Source organism: Paenibacillus sp. NPDC093718 (assembly GCF_050279985.1).
GTDB lineage: Bacteria > Bacillota > Bacilli > Paenibacillales > Paenibacillaceae > Paenibacillus_AQ.
This window is the reverse complement of record NZ_JBNNUS010000011.1, coordinates 68,252-86,600: the sequence shown is the minus strand read 5'-3', so window position 1 is coordinate 86,600 and position 18,349 is coordinate 68,252. Positions and strand designations below refer to the sequence as shown.

At 51.0% G+C, this 18,349-nt stretch carries 18 protein-coding genes; 7 read left to right on the top strand and 11 right to left on the bottom strand.

Features of this window, described 5'->3' with window-relative positions; translation table 11 throughout:
- Nucleotides 1–28: 28 nt before the first annotated feature.
- The gene (locus ACQKPA_RS26970) at nt 29–913 is read right to left on the bottom strand and encodes a LysR family transcriptional regulator (protein ID WP_427495528.1); all 885 of its coding nucleotides are present in this window, start codon (nt 911–913) and stop codon (nt 29–31) included.
- A gap of 210 nt (nt 914–1,123) precedes the next feature.
- Between ACQKPA_RS26970 and ACQKPA_RS26965 the strand changes: the two genes are divergently transcribed.
- Nucleotides 1,124–2,404, top strand: a complete 1,281-nt coding sequence (locus tag ACQKPA_RS26965) for an adenylosuccinate synthase (protein ID WP_427495527.1) — start codon at nt 1,124–1,126, stop codon at nt 2,402–2,404.
- On the opposite strand, the gene ACQKPA_RS26960 is transcribed toward ACQKPA_RS26965, so the two are convergent.
- Nucleotides 2,391–3,143, bottom strand: coding sequence for an alpha/beta fold hydrolase (locus tag ACQKPA_RS26960; protein WP_427495526.1), 753 nt, complete (start codon nt 3,141–3,143; stop codon nt 2,391–2,393). The genes ACQKPA_RS26965 and ACQKPA_RS26960 overlap by 14 nt on opposite strands.
- Nucleotides 3,144–3,290: 147 nt before the next feature.
- Here ACQKPA_RS26960 and ACQKPA_RS26955 point away from each other — a divergent pair, with 147 nt between their 5' ends.
- The gene (locus ACQKPA_RS26955) at nt 3,291–4,232 is read left to right on the top strand and encodes a helix-turn-helix transcriptional regulator (RefSeq protein ID WP_427495525.1); all 942 of its coding nucleotides are present in this window, start codon (nt 3,291–3,293) and stop codon (nt 4,230–4,232) included.
- Nucleotides 4,233–4,277: 45 nt separating this feature from the next.
- Nucleotides 4,278–5,111 carry a nucleotidyltransferase domain-containing protein gene (locus ACQKPA_RS26950; RefSeq protein ID WP_427495524.1) on the top strand — a complete coding sequence of 278 codons (834 nt, stop codon included), beginning with the start codon at nt 4,278–4,280 and terminating at the stop codon, nt 5,109–5,111.
- An 11-nt stretch (nt 5,112–5,122) separates the two neighbouring features.
- On the opposite strand, the gene ACQKPA_RS26945 is transcribed toward ACQKPA_RS26950, so the two are convergent.
- Nucleotides 5,123–5,896 carry an SDR family NAD(P)-dependent oxidoreductase gene (locus ACQKPA_RS26945; protein WP_427495523.1) on the bottom strand — a complete coding sequence of 258 codons (774 nt, stop codon included), beginning with the start codon at nt 5,894–5,896 and terminating at the stop codon, nt 5,123–5,125.
- Between the two features lie 94 nt (nt 5,897–5,990).
- Nucleotides 5,991–6,449, bottom strand: a complete 459-nt coding sequence (locus tag ACQKPA_RS26940) for a chemotaxis protein CheX (RefSeq protein ID WP_071222422.1) — start codon at nt 6,447–6,449, stop codon at nt 5,991–5,993.
- A gap of 418 nt (nt 6,450–6,867) precedes the next feature.
- Here ACQKPA_RS26940 and ACQKPA_RS26935 point away from each other — a divergent pair, with 418 nt between their 5' ends.
- Together ACQKPA_RS26935 and ACQKPA_RS26930 are read left to right on the top strand one after the other, a co-directional pair.
- A complete protein-coding gene (locus ACQKPA_RS26935) occupies nt 6,868–7,770 on the top strand; it encodes a LysR family transcriptional regulator (protein WP_427495522.1) in 903 nt (300 codons plus the stop codon).
- Nucleotides 7,771–7,819: 49 nt separating this feature from the next.
- Nucleotides 7,820–8,629 carry a histidinol-phosphatase gene (locus tag ACQKPA_RS26930; RefSeq protein ID WP_071222420.1) on the top strand — a complete coding sequence of 270 codons (810 nt, stop codon included), beginning with the start codon at nt 7,820–7,822 and terminating at the stop codon, nt 8,627–8,629.
- Nucleotides 8,630–8,868: 239 nt separating this feature from the next.
- On the opposite strand, the gene ACQKPA_RS26925 is transcribed toward ACQKPA_RS26930, so the two are convergent.
- Complete coding sequence (locus ACQKPA_RS26925) at nt 8,869–9,777, bottom strand: metallophosphoesterase (protein WP_427495521.1); 909 nt, start codon at nt 9,775–9,777, stop codon at nt 8,869–8,871.
- Nucleotides 9,778–9,874: 97 nt separating this feature from the next.
- On the opposite strand from ACQKPA_RS26925, the gene ACQKPA_RS26920 reads away from it, so the two are divergent.
- Nucleotides 9,875–11,254, top strand: a complete 1,380-nt coding sequence (locus ACQKPA_RS26920; protein ID WP_427495520.1) for an aldehyde dehydrogenase — start codon at nt 9,875–9,877, stop codon at nt 11,252–11,254.
- A 73-nt stretch (nt 11,255–11,327) separates the two neighbouring features.
- On the opposite strand, the gene ACQKPA_RS26915 is transcribed toward ACQKPA_RS26920, so the two are convergent.
- From ACQKPA_RS26915 to ACQKPA_RS26895, 5 genes are all read right to left on the bottom strand, one after another.
- A complete protein-coding gene (locus tag ACQKPA_RS26915; RefSeq protein WP_427495519.1) occupies nt 11,328–12,014 on the bottom strand; it encodes a potassium channel family protein in 687 nt (228 codons plus the stop codon).
- A gap of 217 nt (nt 12,015–12,231) precedes the next feature.
- Nucleotides 12,232–13,032, bottom strand: a complete 801-nt coding sequence (locus tag ACQKPA_RS26910) for an aminoglycoside N(3)-acetyltransferase (RefSeq protein WP_427495517.1) — start codon at nt 13,030–13,032, stop codon at nt 12,232–12,234.
- A 115-nt stretch (nt 13,033–13,147) separates the two neighbouring features.
- Nucleotides 13,148–13,912 (bottom strand): succinate dehydrogenase iron-sulfur subunit, encoded by a 765-nt coding sequence (sdhB, locus tag ACQKPA_RS26905; RefSeq protein WP_076324823.1) that lies wholly within the window; start codon nt 13,910–13,912, stop codon nt 13,148–13,150.
- Nucleotides 13,913–13,931: 19 nt separating this feature from the next.
- The gene (gene sdhA, locus ACQKPA_RS26900) at nt 13,932–15,674 is read right to left on the bottom strand and encodes a succinate dehydrogenase flavoprotein subunit (RefSeq protein ID WP_076324824.1); all 1,743 of its coding nucleotides are present in this window, start codon (nt 15,672–15,674) and stop codon (nt 13,932–13,934) included.
- A 16-nt stretch (nt 15,675–15,690) separates the two neighbouring features.
- Nucleotides 15,691–16,359 carry a succinate dehydrogenase cytochrome b558 subunit gene (locus ACQKPA_RS26895; protein ID WP_071222413.1) on the bottom strand — a complete coding sequence of 223 codons (669 nt, stop codon included), beginning with the start codon at nt 16,357–16,359 and terminating at the stop codon, nt 15,691–15,693.
- Between the two features lie 348 nt (nt 16,360–16,707).
- Between ACQKPA_RS26895 and ACQKPA_RS26890 the strand changes: the two genes are divergently transcribed.
- Complete coding sequence (locus tag ACQKPA_RS26890; RefSeq protein WP_427495516.1) at nt 16,708–17,625, top strand: LysR family transcriptional regulator; 918 nt, start codon at nt 16,708–16,710, stop codon at nt 17,623–17,625.
- 36 nt (nt 17,626–17,661) lie between these two features.
- Here the strand turns inward: ACQKPA_RS26890 and ACQKPA_RS26885 are convergent, their stop codons facing one another.
- Nucleotides 17,662–18,336, bottom strand: coding sequence for a potassium channel family protein (locus ACQKPA_RS26885; protein WP_009592874.1), 675 nt, complete (start codon nt 18,334–18,336; stop codon nt 17,662–17,664).
- Nucleotides 18,337–18,349 lie beyond the last annotated feature (13 nt).

Sequence of the window (18,349 nt, the reverse complement as noted above, 5' to 3'; positions counted from 1 at the left end):
AATTCGAATGGCTCGATCACCGACCTGTTTAAGGCAAAAGAGAAAGAAATGACTTGGCGGCAGCAGATAGCGGAATACCTCGAAGCGTTGCAATTCCTATGCTGCGCTCGGGAATCGGCGGATGGAGCGGCACCTCGACCAGCTGTCCTCCTTGCAATTCCTCGTTAGCATAGTTGCGAATGACAAAAGCCAGTCCAAAGCCGCTCCGGGCAAACTGTACCAGCAGCTCAATGCTGCCAAGCTCGAACTCGGGTTTCAGCGTCACCCCCTGCCCCTCGGCATATTGATCGACGTAGTTTCTTGTGCTCCCGCCCCTCTCCAGCATAAGCAGCGGGTAGTTCCCGATATCGCGAAGGGAGAAGGGGTGCTGTAACTGTGCACGCTCTACAAATGACTTGCCGGCAACTAAACAATCATGGATCGGCGAACTCGCGCGAAAATCGATTTGTTTATCGGAGGCCGGTAAATGAACGATGCCAAAATCAATCTTCCCTTCCTTGAGAAGGGACAGCGTTTCCGGGGTTGTGCGGTTGGAGATGCGGATGCGTATATCCGGATAGGTGGCGTGGAAATACTCCAAATGCGGGAGCAAATAATACTTGCACAGCGTATCGCTTGCTCCTATATTGATTTCGCCGCTATGCAAGTTATGCATGTCCGCAATCGCCTTTTCGCCAATCTCGATAAAGCTGAAGGCCTGCTCGATATAGCGAAACAGCACATCACCCTCCGACGTGAGTTTAACCCCCTTGGTTGTCCGAAAGAACAGCGGTCCTCCGATCGTTCCCTCCAAATGCTTAATGGTATGGCTGACGGCCGGCTGGGTGATATGCAGATGCTCCGCTGCCCGCGATAAACTGCCAAGCCGGGCGGTCCAATAAAAGACACGATACCACTCCATATTGATTTCCATTATGATTACCTCAATTTTATCCTTTGATAAACGGGAACTCTTATCGAAAGATCAGCTTAGAATTCACCCGTTATCCGTATTCTTCTCTACAGAATCGTATAACATAAATGAAACTAATGTCTACTATTACTATTATCAATTTTATTTATGATGATGTAACTCATATAATGAGCCCTGTAAAAGAAAAAGACCATAGGAGGCGAACATGCTTTGACAGTTACAGCCATAGTAGGAGCCAATTGGGGAGATGAAGGCAAAGGAAAAATGACGGATGTTCTTGCGGCGCAATCGTCGTATGTCGTCCGATTTCAGGGAGGGAGCAATGCAGGACATACCATTATTAACGATTATGGGAAGTTTTCGCTGCATATGCTGCCGTCAGGTGTATTCTATCCAAACGTAACGAATATCATCGGTCCGGGAACGGCTTTGGATATGGAGGTATTGATCAAGGAGCTGCAGGAGCTGAAAGCAAGGAACGTCCCCGCCCCCAAACTGTTTATATCGGAGCGCGCCCAAGTCGTACTTCCTATTCATCGGCTGCTGGATGAACTGGAAGAAGAACGGCTCGGTGCCCGGGGATTCGGTTCTACGAAACGAGGGATCGCGCCATTCTATGCTGATAAATATGCAAAGCTGGGCATTCAGGTAGCTGATCTGTTCCATCCCCAGCGACTTCGTGAACGACTCGAGCAGATGCTTGCCATCAAGAACGTGCAGCTGCAGCATCTGTATGGGAAAGATCCGCTAAGCGTTGATGAGATGACCAAGCAACTGCTGGAGTCCTTCCAGCTCCTGTCTCCATATATCGAGGATACCACCACGATGCTGCAGCAAGCTTATATGAAAGGCGACCCTATTCTCGTGGAGGGCCAATTAGGGGCACTGCGGGACCCAGATCACGGGATCTACCCGTTCTCCACCTCCTCCTCCACGCTGGCAGGTTATGCACCGGTCGGAGCTGGACTGCCGCCGTACGCCATCAGCCAAGTCATTGCTGTAGTTAAGGCTTATTCAAGCTGTGTCGGCGCCGGCCCGTTCGTGACCGAGCTGCATGGGGATGAAGCGGATGAGCTCCGCCGCCGTGGCGGCGATGCAGGCGAATACGGGGCAACGACCGGCCGGCCAAGACGAATGGGATGGTTTGATACGGTAGCCACCCGTTACGGCTGCATGGCCCAGGGAGCTACCGAAGCCGTTCTCACCAACCTTGACGTCCTGGGGTACCTGGATGACATCCCCGTATGCGTTGGCTACGAATTAGAGGACGGAAGCATCATTGACCATTTTCCGGTAACGGCCGATCTCCAGTCTGCAAAGCCTGTTCTGAGAACACTGAAGGGCTGGAAATGCGACCTGTCGCATATCCGATCCTTTGACGAGCTCCCGGAAGCCGCGCAGCAATATGTGCAGTTCATTGAATCGTCCATTGGCGTTCCTATCAAGACGATATCCGTCGGCCCGAGACGGGATCAGATTATGATGAGATAACCGGGTGACGGCCTTCGTTCACTTGATTTGCGAAGCCATCCAGTATCCGCTGGACTCCACGGGGATCGCTCAGCATTGGCAAATGGCCGGTGCTGAGGCTTTCCACCCCATCTGCAGACAGATTGGCTATCATGCTTTCCTGCGTGGATAATCCGAACTCTTTGTCTTGGGTGAGCTTCACATAAAGCTTTGGCACATCGGGAATAGACGCTTGAACGCGATCCGTATAGACTCTGCGGGATTCCGGAACAAACTCCGCTGCGATTCGGGAGGCCTGCTCCTCCGGCAGATCACTGCACAGACCATTACGGATTGCGGATTCAGGCGGCTTCGTGCCAGCCGTTTTCAGGATGATCGGCATGATGGCCCTCAGAGGAAACGGAAGCACCGAAACAAATGAACCTCCGCGCTTAGGAATAGCCGCACCGATGGCTACAAAACCGGCAACACGGCCTGTGAACCGGGAGGCCAACTCCATAGCCAATACCCCGCCCAGGGAATGAGCCACAATGACAAACTTGTTCGTCCCCCACGTTCTCACCTGCTCCGCCATATGGTTTACGTAATCCTCCAGCCCCAAATGATGTCCGGAAATCACATTCCGATCCCGCAATGGATATTCCACTTTCAAATACGGATGACCCAGCCCTTCCACAACGTAATCCCATACTCCTCCGTTCAATCCTGCTCCGTGTATAAAAACAAATCCCAGCTCTTCTTTAGTCATGTCTTGACTCATTCTATATTCTCCTCCCTTAATGGACGCTGCTCCAAGGATTCAGCGTGAACCCTTGCTTCTTGAGAACATCATATCTTTTAAATAAGACAAATATTGTCTTATTTAAAGAATAAGATAAAATAAATGATATGAGACGGAGGTATTCCTATGCAGAAATCCCAGCGCCTGATTCAATTAATGATGATGATCAATGCAAAAAAATCGTTTACGGTAAAAGAGCTGGCCGATGAATTCGGGCTCTCCGTCAGGACCCTTTCAAGAGATTTGGATGAGCTGAGCGGGCTCGGCGTTCCCATCTACTCTGTGCAAGGCCGAGGGGGCGGATACAGATTGCTGCAGGAGCGGATGCTGCCGCCGATCAGTTTCACGGAAAGCGAGGCGACCGCCATCTTTTTTGCGTGCCAATCCTTAAGCTATTTCAGCACGCTTCCGTTCGGTGACGGAGCCGCCACGGCCCTCCACAAGTTCTATCATTATTTGCCGGCAGATACCAAGGAGCAGATCGACCGTCTTCAGGATCGCGTTATGATTCACAGTCCATTCCGTGCGATGTCCAACGAGATTTTACAAACGCTAATGGAAGCCATCATGGTTCGGCAAGCGGTCACCATCTCCTATCGTTCATCCACAGGAAGCAGTCAGCGGCATATTCAGCCTATCGGCTTGTATGCAAGCTCGGGCTACTGGTATTGTCCGGCCTACTGTTTTACTCAAGAGGATATCAGACAGTTCAGAGTCGACCGGATCATTACTGCCAGCCCCAATGAGTCCATAACGATCCGTGAAGATATCGCCAGCCAAACGCTGCGTGACATACCGGAAACCGGGGATGGGGAGATGAAGCCGTTTGAGGTACAATTAACTTCCAAAGGGGTTTGGCTGCTTGAAACGGATACTCGCCTCGGCCCCCATATCCATAAGAACAAGGATGGCAGCGGAGTCGTTCGGCTTGAAATACCGGCAACTGACGTCAATTTTTATTCGGACTATGTGTGGCGTCTCGGAGAGGAAGCAACCATCATCTCACCAGCCGAAGCGGTTCAATGGACCCGGGAGAAAATTGAATCCATGAGACTAAGGTATACATAAAGGGAGATCGATTCCGTATGAAACATATAAAGGAGGAGAACATGCATGAATTCACAAGTAGATCGTTTGATCCAACGGATAACGGAAGAACTTCGGGAGGTGCCCGGCGTTATAGGAGTCGTACTCGGGGGATCCAGAGCCAAAGGAACCGCCAAACCGGAATCCGATATCGATATCGGCATTTACTACGATGAATCCCAAGGATTCAAAGTGGAGAACATCGCTAGGGTGGCTCAGAAATTAGATGACGAGCATCGGGATGGGATTATCACTTCATTAGGTGAATGGGGTGCCTGGGTTAACGGGGGCGGATGGTTAGTGATCGAGGGCTATCATGTGGATTTCTTATTCCGTGATGTACACCGCGTGTCCGGCATCATCGACGACTGTTCCGCAGGCTTGGTGTCTGCCCATTACCAAACCGGACATCCGCATGCTTATCTGAATGTGATGTATATGGGGGAAATGGCGATTTGTCGCATACTCTCAGATTCGGATAACCGAATACAGACCCTGAAAGCCAAAACGGCTCCTTATCCAAAAGCATTAAAGGATGCAATCGTCGGCTTCTTTACCTTCGAAGCATCCTTCTCCTTGATGCTAGCGGATAAAACAGCTGCCAGCGATGATATCAGCTATGTAACCGGCCACTGCTTCCGCTGCATTTCGAGCTTGAATCAAGTGCTGTTTGCCAAAAACGAGTTGTACTGCATCAATGAGAAGCGTGCGGTGGCTATGATCGAAACCTTTCCCATCAAGCCAGCCAATTACAAGCAGCGCTTGGACCAAGTAATCACACTGCTCTCATCAGATGCAGAAAAAACAAAACAAGCCACTGCGCTGCTTCAGGAGCTTGTTGCCGAAACGGAAGCGTTGTAGCGTCGCAGCCGTTATTTCTTATTCATCCATTTGTAAGACACGCGGTCTGCAAACCTCGGAAACAGCTGGTACAGCCTTATGCCCAGTGAGGCCAGCCTCGGAAGATTGAGTTCTTCCTTGCGCTTTCTCACCAGCTTCACGACCTGATCCGCAACATATTCGGCCTTCATCATAAACCAGCTCACATTCTGGACATAACCGCCTGTTGGATCGGCCAAGGAAAAAAACGGGGTATCGATGGGGCCGGGGTTTACAGTAGACACGATTATGCCCGTGTTCCTCAGCTCCTGCCGGAGTGAATTGCTGAACCCTAGCACGGCATGCTTGGTAGCCGAATAGGAGGTGGATTTGGCCGTTCCGATCTTCCCCGCCATGGATGCAATGTTGACGATTTGACCGTCACCTTGCTTCAGCATGCCCGGCAGCACGGCTTGCGTACAGCGTACAATGCCCATATAATTGACGTCCATCATGTCCTGAAACTCTTCTTGGCGCATGTCCATGACAGCTTCGAATTTGCCGTAGCCGGCATTGTTAATCAGCACGTCGATTCTGCCATGGCGGCTAAGAAGGCCCTCCATGACAGACTGCACCTGCTCGGGACTCTGAACATCCATGGTTGCAAGCTCATGGGGGCCCGGCATTCGCGCACCCACCTCCTGCAGACGTTCTACCGAACGGGCGCACAGAACCACATATGCTCCTTCCGCAGAAAGCTTCTCCGCGATCAAAGCGCCGATTCCGCTGGATGCTCCCGTTACGACAACAACTTTATTTTTTAGCATGATTTCATTATCCCTTTCTTCGCCGGCACAGCTCTTGATACCTCATTATTTACAGAGACTTGCATACACGGCTATTGGGTTCATTACTCCTATTTTATGAAATCATGACTTGAATATCCAGCTCCCCGATTCCTTCCATTCTCAGCGGAATACAAAGTGCTTTCTTCTGAATAAGACTGGACGTGCTATCCGATTTCATTACCTTGGGAGGCGTAATATCCACGCTGACGCCCTGGTTCGATAAAATGGTGCTGGCATTGCCGCTAATCATGTTTCCGAGCTCTGAAATCGCGCTTTGCCCCATCTCATCCATCTCGGTAATGACATAACCGCCCATCATCACCGATACCATCTGCAGAGCTACCTGCTCCTGAATTCCAAATACAATGTCACCGTTCATTTGGCCTGTCATGCCAATTTGGATCCAGATATGATTCTCCAAATATCCGATCTCTTTGACCCCAAGATTCCCCGTGGAAGGTGAAACCTGTATGACTTGTTCGATCACGTGTCGTGCGGACTCTAAAAAAGGATTGATGACTTCCGCTTTCATTCCTCATTACGCCCCTTTCACTGGGTTGTTGGTCAGGGTCCCAAAGTCCCACCTATATATTTAAACATTATAATGGATACCTTGTAATAAATCATCACAAAATAGCGACAGCCCTCATTCCAACAACTGTAATGCCGTGTCAGCTATCGCTTGAAACGCTTTAGTACGAAGATATTCCTTTCGCTTAAACGAGCCTTTGGTCTCACCTTTTTTCTATGTCTACTTTACTATTATCGGAAGGTTTCCCCATCTTTTAATAATAATTAAATGGAAATTAAAATGTTTTTCATTTTTTCGGACGAAAACGACCAGGTTTGCTCCCTTCGTTGCTCCACCGGGAAGAATAACCTATAATTTAAATAATACAGATTGCACGCGATAGATGAGCGGAAGAATATATCAAGTAAGGAGGAAGGCTATGAACATCAGCCAATTGGAAACGCTTATTACCATCTCCAAAACGATGAGCTTTCGCAAAGCGGGAGAGCTTCTTAATCTGACACAACCGGCGGTATCCGCCCAGATCAAGAGCCTGGAAGAAGAATTTAAAACGGTGCTGGTGGACCGGAGTCAGCCCGTGACGTTAACCGACCGGGGACAGGTCTTCGTGGACCATGCCGAACAGATCCTCGGGATCGTTGATGAGCTGAAGCAGCGGCTATCCGACCTTGATCAAACTCCCCAGGGTCATATTCAGCTGGGTACAACCACTTCCATAGCCATTCAGATCCTGCCACGGGTACTTTCCTACTTTCAGGATCAATTCCCTCATATTAAAACAACCATTCAATCCATGGCCTCTTCGCAAATCTACCACAGCGTGGAGAACGGGCTCATCGACATCGGGATCGGCTATCTGATCGAGCGCAATCCCAACTTAAGCACATCCATTCTGTACTACGATACCTTTGAGCTTGTCGTATCCCCTCAGCATCCGCTAGCCAAACTCTCCACGGCAAGCATGGATGTGCTCGCCGGAACCCCCCTGATTCTGCTAACGCGCGATACCGTTGGCCGCCGCTTCGCAGACGACGTAATGAAGAAGCACGGCATTGAGCCGCAGGTTGTCATGGAACTGTCAAGCAGCGAAGAAATTAAACGGATGGTTGAGATCAATTTGGGCGCAGCGATTATATCGAAGCAGTCCGTCGCGACGGAGCTGCGCAACGGCACCCTGCAGATTGTTCCCCTGAGCGAGCTTGAAGTCAGCCACCCTGTCGGCGTAATCTATAAGAGCGGACGATACGTCAGCTCCGCTATGCGTCAATTCCTCAGTGACCTGAAAGGCATGCCCGAAACACAGTTCATCAGCAGCGAATAGCGCCGCATCAAACCTAGAATAATAATCAAGCGTTTTGAAGGAGGTCAACATGAAATTTGATCTGCACACCCATCATTTCCGCTGCGGTCACGCAGACGGCAACATCCGAGATTATATCGAGGCTGCGATTGCGGCAGATTTACAGGTGATTGGAATCTCGGACCACACTCCATACTTCGGGAGCCCGGAAGAGCAGCCCTTTCCGGCCATCTCCATGGCGAAAGCGGACTTTGCGGGGTACGTACAAGAAGTTCTGGATTTAAAGCGGGAATATGAAGGTAAAATCAAGGTCCTGCTGGGCATTGAATCCGATTATTTTCCGAATCATGCGCAGGTTTATCAGCAGGCATTAACGGCCTACCCTTTTGACTATATCATCGGCTCGATCCATCACGTCAGGGATGTCAGCATCTTCAATAAAAACCGCTGGAAGAAACTGACCCCGCAGCAGCAGGTTGCGGATAAAGAGGAATACTTCAATCTGATCCGCCAGTCCGCGCGAAGCGGCATGTTCCAGATCATCGCCCATATGGATGCCATGAAGGGGAATTATCCGCTGTTCTCCGAAATCAAGGCCGACGAAGCGATCGAGGAAACGTTGAAAGTCATCGCGGAATCGGGCCTTGCCATCGAGATCAACACTTCCGGCAAAACCAAGCTGTGCGGCGGCTGGTATCCTTCCAATGCCATCTTGGAGGTCGCGCACCATCACGGCGTTGACGTCACCTTCGGCTCCGACGCCCATAAGCCGTCACGGGTCGGAGATGAATTTGACGAAGTCGCTAAAGTGCTCAAGGAAATCGGATACACGGAATGGGTATATTTCGAACAAAAGCAGAAGGTGACCGTACCTCTTTAATGGGGTACACCTCCTTCTGTTTTTTTGTATTTATATTTATATAGGAAGTACAGCAAAATAGGCAAAAAAAAGTGGACCCGTTACCGGGTCCAAAACATAATATATATTCTCAAAAGGGGGTCATGTGATAAGTTTAACCCGCGGCTGTTAGAGTTTGATAACAGGTATATTTCATTTGTGTAACAAATTCCAAGTGATCCTTTCATCTTGAAATGTTCAGATCACATATTTTAGTCCCTTTATATCATGGAGCGCAAGGTAAGCACCGTAAGCTCTGGTTTGCACAAGAAACGAAAAGGAAGCTGCGTCGTGCCGATTCCCCTGTTTACATAGAGCAGCATTCCTTGCGAACCGGTGGTATATAGTCCTTGCACATAACGCTTTGCCCCGGGGGGCGTGATTACCTCGCCAATCCAGGGCAAACGGATCTGGCCCCCATGGCTGTGCCCCGACAGCTGGAGATGGAATGAATAGGCCGCAGTCGTGTCTGCATAATCCGGCTCGTGCATTAAGAGCAGCTTGAACATGCCGTCGGGTAAATCTTGAATGGCCGCCGCCGGATCCGGCTGCCCCCAGAATACATCGTCCAAACCTGCCACGGCGATGACGGCACCCTCCCGCCTCAGCTTCACGGCCGTGTTCCGCAGCACGTGAAATCCGGCCTCTTCCTCCAAAGAGATCAGAGTCTCCACATCTTCGTAATCATGGTTACCCAATATGGAAAAAAGGCCGAGAGGAGCTTTCAGCTCGGTGAACGGTTGAATGGCTGCCCTCATATCCTCTGTATTGCCGTCCACCATATCCCCCGTGAAACAGATCATGTCCGGTTTCTCTTGTTGAATGGCTTGTACCAAGCGTGCCACATCTTTTGCCCCGGTGTGAAAGCCCAGATGCAAATCGCTAAACTGAACGACCTTCATCCCGTCAAAAGCCTTGGGCAGTGAAGGAAGCGCCAGTGTCAGTCTTGTAATGTCCAATTGACGAGGCTCCCAGATAGATGCGTAAGCCCCACCTGCAACGCCAACGCCGACCACGGCGGAAACACCAATCTTCAGAAACTGGCGGCGCGACATCTTCGTCTGCATGACTTCTCGCTTTCCCCCTTTATGGGCTGTGCCATGGGGAGCTGCCAAGGATGGATTTCTCATAGATGGACATCCTCCTATATAATAATAAAAGAGTACAAGTTTTATCGTCCTTACGGTTATTCATATACATAGAATAGCAACAGAAAGGGGTTTACGTATGACTGTTAACGATTCGATCGCAGCATTAGTTTCAGCTCAGCGTCGTTTTTTTCATAAAGACATCACCAAGGAAGTGGATTTCCGTCTGCAGCAGCTGACCAAGCTGCGCCAAGTTCTGATTGCCAGGGAAAACGATATCATGAAGGCCCTTCGCAAAGACTTGAACAAAAGTGAACAGGAGGCCTTCACGACGGAAATCGGCATTGTCTATAAGGAGCTTTCCTTTATCATAAAGAATCTGAAGTGCTGGGCCAAGCCGCAGCGAGTCAAAACCGCACTGACGCATGTAGGCAGCAAGGGAATGATCTACCCTGAGCCCTACGGTACGGTACTGATTATTGCGCCCTGGAATTATCCTTGGCAATTGGCCATCTCTCCGCTGATCGGGGCTTTGGCCGCCGGGAACACCGCGATTGTAAAGCCCTCCGAGCTGACGCCTAACGTATCCGGACTCATTACGTCCATCATCACGGAGACGTTTGAGCCGCAATACGTGGCTTCGGTGGAGGGAGGACCTGAGGTAAGCACAAGCTTGCTGGAGCAGCCAATGGATTATATCTTTTTTACCGGAAGTACCCATGTCGGCAAAATCGTCATGCAAGCCGCCGCCAAGCAGTTGATCCCGGTGACGCTGGAGCTTGGAGGCAAAAGCCCCTGTATCGTCCACGAGGATGCCCCTCTGGCCCTGGCCGCATCACGTATCGCATTCGGCAAATATACGAATGCCGGCCAAACCTGCGTCGCGCCGGATTATGTTCTCGTACACAGCAAGGTTAAGGAGAAGTTCATCGCGCACCTGAAAGACGCCATCTCTTCGTTTTACGGCGAGAACCCTCTAACGAATCCCGACTATGGGCGCATGGTTTCGGAGAAGCATTTTGACCGGCTGTCCGGCTTTCTGAGCAATGGAACCCTTCGCCATGGCGGGAAGAGTTCTAAGGAAAATTTGCGCATCGAGCCCACCGTGCTGGACGATATCACTTGGGATATGCCGGTTATGGAAGAAGAGATTTTCGGCCCCCTGTGTCCCATCCTGACTTATGAAGATGTACACGAAGCTGTCCAGGCGATTCGTCACCGTCCCAAGCCGCTCGCCCTTTACTTGTTCACGGAGAATGAAGACGTTCAGGATTACGTACTCTCCTCGGTTTCTTTTGGCGGGGGATGTGTCAACGATACGCTGATGCATCTGGCCACTCCCTTCCTTCCATTCGGGGGTGTCGGCGAGAGCGGGATGGGCGCCTACCACGGGGAACACAGCTTCCATACCTTCTCTCATAAGAAAAGCGTGCTCAAGCAAACCAACCGGTTCGATTTCAAATTCCGCTACCCTTCCAAGAACGGGCTCGGTATTCTGAAAAAGCTGATGAAACCGTAGCTTTAATTAAGACCTTGCTTACTTGACCACTAGCACAAATAAAAAAAGGCGCATCGTCAACGATGCGCTTTTTTTACATGGATGAATGCTTTCTTCGATGCGGCTTATTGGCCTTCGCTTTCTCTTCACTGCCAGTCACATCCAAGCCGTCATCGCCCGGTGTGAAAATCCGGCGCAGCGTTCCCAGCATGGACAGCGCATACGCAACGGTAATGAAACTGAAGGCAATCTCCAGCACCACGACAAGCCGGGACGTATTATCGATTGGGGCTACATCGCCATACCCGACTGTGACAAACGTCGCCATGCTGAAATACAGGAAGGTAATGAACTGGCTCAGCAAATCCTGGCCGATATTCTCGCCTTCGAAGGAAGTGCCTCCAAACAGCTTATAGATCGACATATACACCATCGTGAAAAACAAAATGCACATCCCCGCCGCCATGCTGATCCGAACCAGGGTTGTTTTCATATCAACATGCTGATGGACGGAGTCTGCAATCTTGTCGAATATGTACAGCACATAGAAAATAACGGAGCATAATGCAAACAACAGGATCAGAGCGCGCATGCCGCCATCTCCGGGCACCACGTTCATCAGATCGATCCACCCAAGCAAATCTTCAACCGATACCAGGACATAAATAAGCAGTGGAGCAAGCAGCAAAGGCCTGCTGGACCACTTCTTGTCCATACTGTAGAACAAATAAATCAACAGCACGAAGCCCGTCAAATTGAGCAGCCACATCCACCATGACATTTTCAAGTCCCTCCTTTGGCTTGAGGTCTGAAACTGCAGACCGCACCATTACATCTTTATTACCCTTGTAACGGTATTTATGCACCTGGAGGTCGCTGGTAGTTTCGCTCCTGCTCACTTTATACAACGTTCATATCCGGCCGATCCCTTATTAAAAAACAGCGCCAAAACACGTATGCGAGACGAACGAAAGCCGTCCAACTGCTTGGTTTAGCATCTAACGGTTCTTCTCCAACCACTGCGCGGCATGGTCCACCATGGCCCGCTGTTCAGCCAATACGCAGTCTGCCTTTCCTACACGGCCATGCTTATATGCACCGGTGCATTGCGCTTCAAAGGAGGCTCCTATCGCTTCAAAATCGTCGGAATGATAGTTGATATCCTGGAATGCCTCCCACTCTGTAATTCCCTGTACCCTGCGTACTGGCGCGTGCGCGGTCACCACCTTCTTACCTGCCCAATCCGCGCGATATTCGCTAAGGTGGAAGGACGTATTATTGCCATAGCCGCTGCCCAGCATAAGCACGTAGGCCCCTGCTTCGTATAAGCGTGCCAGCGGTGAAGCTTCTCCCAAGCTGTCATCCAGCGGATGGGAATGCATAAGTTCCATCGCGTCCCTGCCGCGTGCTGCAAACGAAACATGCGGATTAGGGCTTCGGATGACCCCTTCTTGCTTGCGGAATACTTCCGGAATGATCCCCATCCCTGATGTGACGGTCAGAGCCGGATCATAGGGAGGCATGCCTTCGCGGATCAGATCCCACCATTTCGGGTCGGCCGGAGGATTCCCCCATGTCTTCGGATCGGTTAAGTTCGCAGACTGCGTCGGCATCACCAGTGTCCCTTCATCGCCCAGTACGTCTTCCAGGGCCAGTATAACCGCTTCCGGACCGCCAACAACCCATCCGCCGACGCTCTTGAGCGAGGAATGGACCAGCAGGGTCATTCCCTTCCGTACGCCCAGAGCGACCAGGTCATCGCTAATATCCTTTATCGTAATAGGTCTTTCGATAATCAAGTGACTCACCTCAATTTCCATATCCTAAAACACATCATTTATATCATATAACAAAAAAAGCGCCTGTACCGAAGCCATGCCCCGGTCAGACGCCTTGGTGTTGAAGCTAAATCGATTAAACGCCAAGCCAGCGCTTAAACAGGTGTTTGGTTGTATCCTTGTTCATTTCCGCAATCGACGTGGTCAGCGGAATGCCCTTCGGACAAGAACGCACGCAGTTCTGCGAGTTGCCGCAGCCCTCGATGCCTCCGTCCTGCATCAGTGCTTCCAGACGCTCTTCCTTGTTCATCTCGCCTGTCGGGTGAGCATTGAACAAGCGAACTTGGGAAATGGCAGCTGGTCCGATAAAGTCCGTTTTTTCGTTGACGTTCGGGCAAGCCTCAAGACATACACCGCATGTCATGCATTTGGACAGCTCGTAAGCCCACTGGCGCTTCTTCTCCGCCATTTTAGGTCCAGGGCCAAGGTCGTAGGTGCCATCGATCGGAATCCACGCCTTCACGCGCTTGAGCGCCGTGAACATGCGGCTGCGGTCGATAACCAAGTCTCTTACAACCGGGAACGTCTTCATCGGCTGAATCCGGATCGGCTGTTCCAGCTTATCAATCAGGGCCGCACACGCTTGGCGCGGTTTGCCGTTAATGACCATGGAGCAAGCTCCGCACACTTCTTCCAGGCAGTTGGAGTCCCAGCATACAGGTGCAGTCGTTTGGCCCTGCGCATTTTTGGGGTTGCGCTGAATTTCCATCAGCGCACTTATAACGTTCATGCCGGGACGGTACGGAATTTCGAATTCCTCAGTATAGGATTTCGTCTCCGGATTGTCCTGACGTGTAATAATAAACTTAACGCTCTTTGAGGCGGCTGCCGTTTGAGACATCGTAAATCCCCCTTCCTTCTTACTTGTCTTTCGAATAGTCGCGAATACGCGGCGGGATTAAGGAAACATCCACTTCTTCGTATGAAATCTGCGGTCCATCAGGCGTCCAGGTCGCTTTGGTTGTCTTGAGGAATTCTTCATCGTTACGATCAGGGAAATCCGGCTTATAGTGAGCCCCACGGCTTTCGTTCCGGAGAAGCGCACCCAGCGTCATGGCCTCGGACAGCTCCAGCATGTTCCACAGCTGGCGCGTGAACGCCACGCCTTGGTTGTTCCAGCGGGAGGTATCCGTCATATTGATATTGCGGTAACGCTGCTTCAATTCCTTGATTTTGCCGATGGTAGCTTCAAGCTTGTCATTGTAGCGAACCACCGTCATGTTGTTGGTCATCCATTCGCCGAGCTCTTTGTGGATCACATAAGCATTCTCGGTTCCTTCCATCTTGAGCAGGCCTTCGTATTTGGTCGTTTGCTCTTTCGCTACGCGATCAAATACCGTGGAGGAAACATCCTCAGCGGACTTCTTCAGGCCTTTGACATATTCAATCGCCTTCGGTCCGGCCACCATACCGCCGTAAATGGCGGAGACCAGGGAGTTCGCTCCCAGACGGTTCGCACCGTGGTATTGATACTCGCATTCTCCGGCTGCGAACAGCCCCGGAATGTTCGTCATTTGGTTGTAATCGACCCACATGCCGCCCATAGAATAATGGACTGCCGGGAAGATCTTCATCGGGATTTTACGCGGATCATCGCCCATGAATTTCTCATAGATTTCAATAATGCCGCCAAGCTTAACGTCCAGCTCTTTCGGATCTTTATGGGAGAGGTCGAGGTAGACCATGTTCTCGCCATTGATGCCAAGTCCCATATCGACGCAGACGGAGAAGATTTCACGCGTAGCGATGTCGCGCGGCACCAAGTTTCCGTAAGCAGGGTATTTCTCTTCGAGGAAGTACCACGGCTTGCCGTCTTTATAGGTCCAGATCCGTCCGCCTTCACCGCGTGCCGATTCCGACATCAAGCGGAGCTTGTCATCACCTGGAATGGCTGTCGGGTGAATCTGGATGAACTCGCCGTTGGCATAATGAACGCCTTGCTGATAAACGGCACTGGCCGCTGTTCCCGTGTTGATCACCGAGTTGGTCGTTTTCCCGAAAATAATACCAGGACCACCGCTTGCGAGAATGACAGCTTCAGCTTTGAACGCCTTGATCTCCATCGAGCGCAGATCCTGAGCAGCGATACCGCGGCATACGCCTTCGTCGTCGATGATTGCATTCAGGAACTCCCAGTTCTCGTACTTGGTCACAAGACCCGCGGTTTCCCAGCGGCGAACCTGCTCGTCAAGCGCATAGAGCAGCTGTTGTCCGGTCGTTGCGCCGGCAAACGCAGTCCGGTGACGCTTCGTTCCGCCGAAACGGCGGAAATCGAGCAGTCCTTCCGGCGTACGGTTAAACATAACGCCCATGCGGTCCATCAAGTGGATAATGCCCGGAGCCGCTTCGCACATCGCTTTGACCGGAGGCTGATTCGCAAGGAAGTCGCCGCCGTACACCGTATCGTCAAAATGCTCCCAAGGAGAGTCACCCTCACCTTTCGTATTCACGGCTCCATTGATGCCCCCTTGCGCACACACGGAGTGAGAGCGTTTAACAGGTACAAGTGAGAATAGATGAACGTGAGCTCCTGCTTCTGCCGCTTTGATGGTTGCCATCAGCCCGGCGAGGCCGCCGCCCACTACAATAATATTAGATGCCATTTTTCGTTCACTCCCCTTAACTTAAGACTGTCTTAACTACATCGATCGCTGCCGTCGCCGCCTGGAATTCGGAACCGCGGAATGCTGTCATAGCAAGAACAAACAGCACGCTCATCAATACGAACAAGCCCATGCAGATGTAAGTGGATACCTTCTGCGCCCGCGGACCGACGGTAATGCCCCAGCTGACGAGGAACGCCCACAGGCCGTTAGCGAAGTGGAAGGTTGCGGAAACAACGCCGATGACGTACAGAGCAAACAGAACCGGATTGTTCATGATGCCGTGCATCGTGGCGCCCAAATCGTCATGCGTGATTTTGCCGATCATGATTTGGAAACGCGTATCGTACATATGCCAGATAACAAAAACGAACGTAATAACGCCGGTGATCCGTTGGATGGTGAAGCGGATGTTCCGTTCATAGTTGTAATTGCCCACGTTGTTATTCGCCTGGTAAGCAATGTATAACCCGTAGACGCCGTGATATAGCAGTGGAAGCCAAATCAGGAACAGCTCGAGGAAAAATACCAGCGGCATGCTGTTCAAAAAATGGACCGCGCTTGCGAAGCCTTCCTTTCCACCCTCGAAAGCCTTAAAGTTGGAAATCATATGGCTGAGCAAAAATGCTCCAAGCGGTATGACACCGAGTAAAGAATGCAGCTTTCTGGAATAATACCCTTTCATCAGTTGACGTTCCCCTTTCCAATGTGCAGCGTTTTCATTTTCAATCTTTCCTATTTTCAGAACAATTACACTTACCCTGTCCTAAAGAGGTTGTTCACAAAGCCCGCTTTTGATCACGAAGTGAATCAGGAAGCCACTTGGCATCTAAACCGGCCTTGATGAACTAGCATTAAATCGTTGCAACGACAAAAAGCTGCCGATTTCGGCAATCGTGTGAACAACTTGTGTCATGTTTCATGTTACTCCTTTTTTTCTTATAATGGAATTGCAATATAATTATTAATCGTTATAATCTATACGCATAAGCAATGTTTTGCACGCATGTCTACTTTATATAGGAGGAATTCCATGTTCGAAGAACTGGACATGTTCGCCGTCGTTGTAGAGCAATCCAGCATAAACCAGGCCTCCAAGCTGCTTAACTTGTCCCAGCCAGCCCTGTCCCGGAAAATAGCCAAGCTGGAGGACCAGCTCGGGCTGCAGCTGTTCAACCGCCGGGGCAAACGGCTGGAGCTTACCTCCATCGGACAGATTGTCTACACCTTTGCCTTGGAACAGCGGCAGCAGCAGATCAAATTCTTGCAGACGTTGGCCCATTACCGGGAGGGGGATCAGATCTCGATCAATCTGGGGGCCAGCCTGACCACCCTTCAGACCACCTTGCCCCCGCTCGTTAACGCATTCATGGAGCGTCATCCCGCGGCCGAAATCAAACTGATTACCGGCAAGACCCATGAGATCGTTTCTTATGTAAGAGATAAGCGCGTCGATGTCGGCATTGTTGCCTCCTCCATCAACCAGCCTGGATTAAACTGCATTCCGTTGTTTGATGACCATCTGGAGCTTGTCATCCCGTCTTCACACCCGCTGGCTGAGCTCGAGGATGTTGGCATCGAGCAGCTTCAAGGCTTGCCGATGATCATTTTCTCTACTGGAACCTGGTACCGCAAGCTGACCGATGACCTGTTCCACCGCTGGGGCATAATGCCGGATATCCGCATGGAGATCGACTCCTTCGAAGCGATCGTCAGGCTCATCCCGACCTGCAAGGCGGCCGCGCTGCTGCCCAAATCCTATCTGAGGCCGCAGCTGTTGTCCGATAACGGACTTGTCGACATTCATATTCCGGCACTCATTGAAACCCGGCGAACGACTTCGCTGATCTACGGCCAAGCCTCCGAGCTGAGCAAGGCGGCTAGCCGCTGGATTGATGAAACGGAAATTCTGTTCCGTAAGCTGGAGGAGGACAAAATGAAGAAAACCTGACGGTATATAGGACCGTCAGGTTTTTTTCTTCTATATTTATTTTTCGAGCATATTCACGACCTCAGACTCAAAGCGATCCACATTATCATTGGAGCCGATAACGACCATAATATCGCCGGAGTTCACCACATCCATGGCTGTCGGCGCTACGATGATGCCGGATTGTTTATTCAGGGCCACCACGCTGACACCGTAGCGAACCCTCGTATTGAGCTCGCTAAGCGTTTTTCCGTCCATGCAGTCCGTGACCGTCATCTCCACAATCAGATAGTCCTTGGATAATTCGATATAGTCAAGCAGATTGGGCGTGACCAGCTGGTGAGCTACCCGGATCCCCATATCCCGTTCCGGAAAGATCACCCGGTCCACGCCCAGCTTCTCCAGCGCCCGGCCGTGCAGCACCGAAATCGCCTTGGCAACGACCATGGCGACACCAAGCTCTTTCAACAAGATGGCGGATAAGATGCTCATCTGAATATCGTTTCCGATCGCAACAATGCCGCAGTCGAAGTTACGAATACCGAGCGATTTAAGCACCTCTTCATCGGTAGCATCCGCCACCACCGTGTGCGTCAGCAGCTCGCTCATATCCTCGACAACCTCTTCATTGCGGTCGATGCCGAGCACCTCATATCCCTGTTCCATCAGTTCAAGCGCCAGGCTGGCGCCAAATCGTCCCAAACCGATGATTGCAAATTGCTTTGGTTTCATGTCTCTCCAGTAC

Bases quoted from the DNA above. Each gene is read 5' to 3' on its own strand.
- ACQKPA_RS26970 (WP_427495528.1), bottom strand. From the start codon at position 913: ATGGAAATCAATATGGAGTGGTATCGTGTCTTTTATTGGACCGCCCGG.
- ACQKPA_RS26960 (WP_427495526.1), bottom strand. From the start codon at position 3,143: ATGAGTCAAGACATGACTAAAGAAGAGCTGGGATTTGTTTTTATACAC.
- ACQKPA_RS26955 (WP_427495525.1), top strand. From the start codon at position 3,291: ATGCAGAAATCCCAGCGCCTGATTCAATTAATGATGATGATCAATGCA.
- ACQKPA_RS26950 (WP_427495524.1), top strand. From the start codon at position 4,278: ATGAATTCACAAGTAGATCGTTTGATCCAACGGATAACGGAAGAACTT.
- ACQKPA_RS26945 (WP_427495523.1), bottom strand. From the start codon at position 5,896: ATGCTAAAAAATAAAGTTGTTGTCGTAACGGGAGCATCCAGCGGAATC.
- ACQKPA_RS26940 (WP_071222422.1), bottom strand. From the start codon at position 6,449: ATGAAAGCGGAAGTCATCAATCCTTTTTTAGAGTCCGCACGACACGTG.
- ACQKPA_RS26935 (WP_427495522.1), top strand. From the start codon at position 6,868: ATGAACATCAGCCAATTGGAAACGCTTATTACCATCTCCAAAACGATG.
- ACQKPA_RS26930 (WP_071222420.1), top strand. From the start codon at position 7,820: ATGAAATTTGATCTGCACACCCATCATTTCCGCTGCGGTCACGCAGAC.
- ACQKPA_RS26925 (WP_427495521.1), bottom strand. From the start codon at position 9,777: ATGAGAAATCCATCCTTGGCAGCTCCCCATGGCACAGCCCATAAAGGG.
- ACQKPA_RS26920 (WP_427495520.1), top strand. From the start codon at position 9,875: ATGACTGTTAACGATTCGATCGCAGCATTAGTTTCAGCTCAGCGTCGT.
- ACQKPA_RS26915 (WP_427495519.1), bottom strand. From the start codon at position 12,014: ATGTCATGGTGGATGTGGCTGCTCAATTTGACGGGCTTCGTGCTGTTG.
- sdhB (WP_076324823.1), bottom strand. From the start codon at position 13,912: ATGTCTCAAACGGCAGCCGCCTCAAAGAGCGTTAAGTTTATTATTACA.
- sdhA (WP_076324824.1), bottom strand. From the start codon at position 15,674: ATGGCATCTAATATTATTGTAGTGGGCGGCGGCCTCGCCGGGCTGATG.
- ACQKPA_RS26895 (WP_071222413.1), bottom strand. From the start codon at position 16,359: ATGAAAGGGTATTATTCCAGAAAGCTGCATTCTTTACTCGGTGTCATA.
- ACQKPA_RS26890 (WP_427495516.1), top strand. From the start codon at position 16,708: ATGTTCGAAGAACTGGACATGTTCGCCGTCGTTGTAGAGCAATCCAGC.
- ACQKPA_RS26885 (WP_009592874.1), bottom strand. From the start codon at position 18,336: ATGAAACCAAAGCAATTTGCAATCATCGGTTTGGGACGATTTGGCGCC.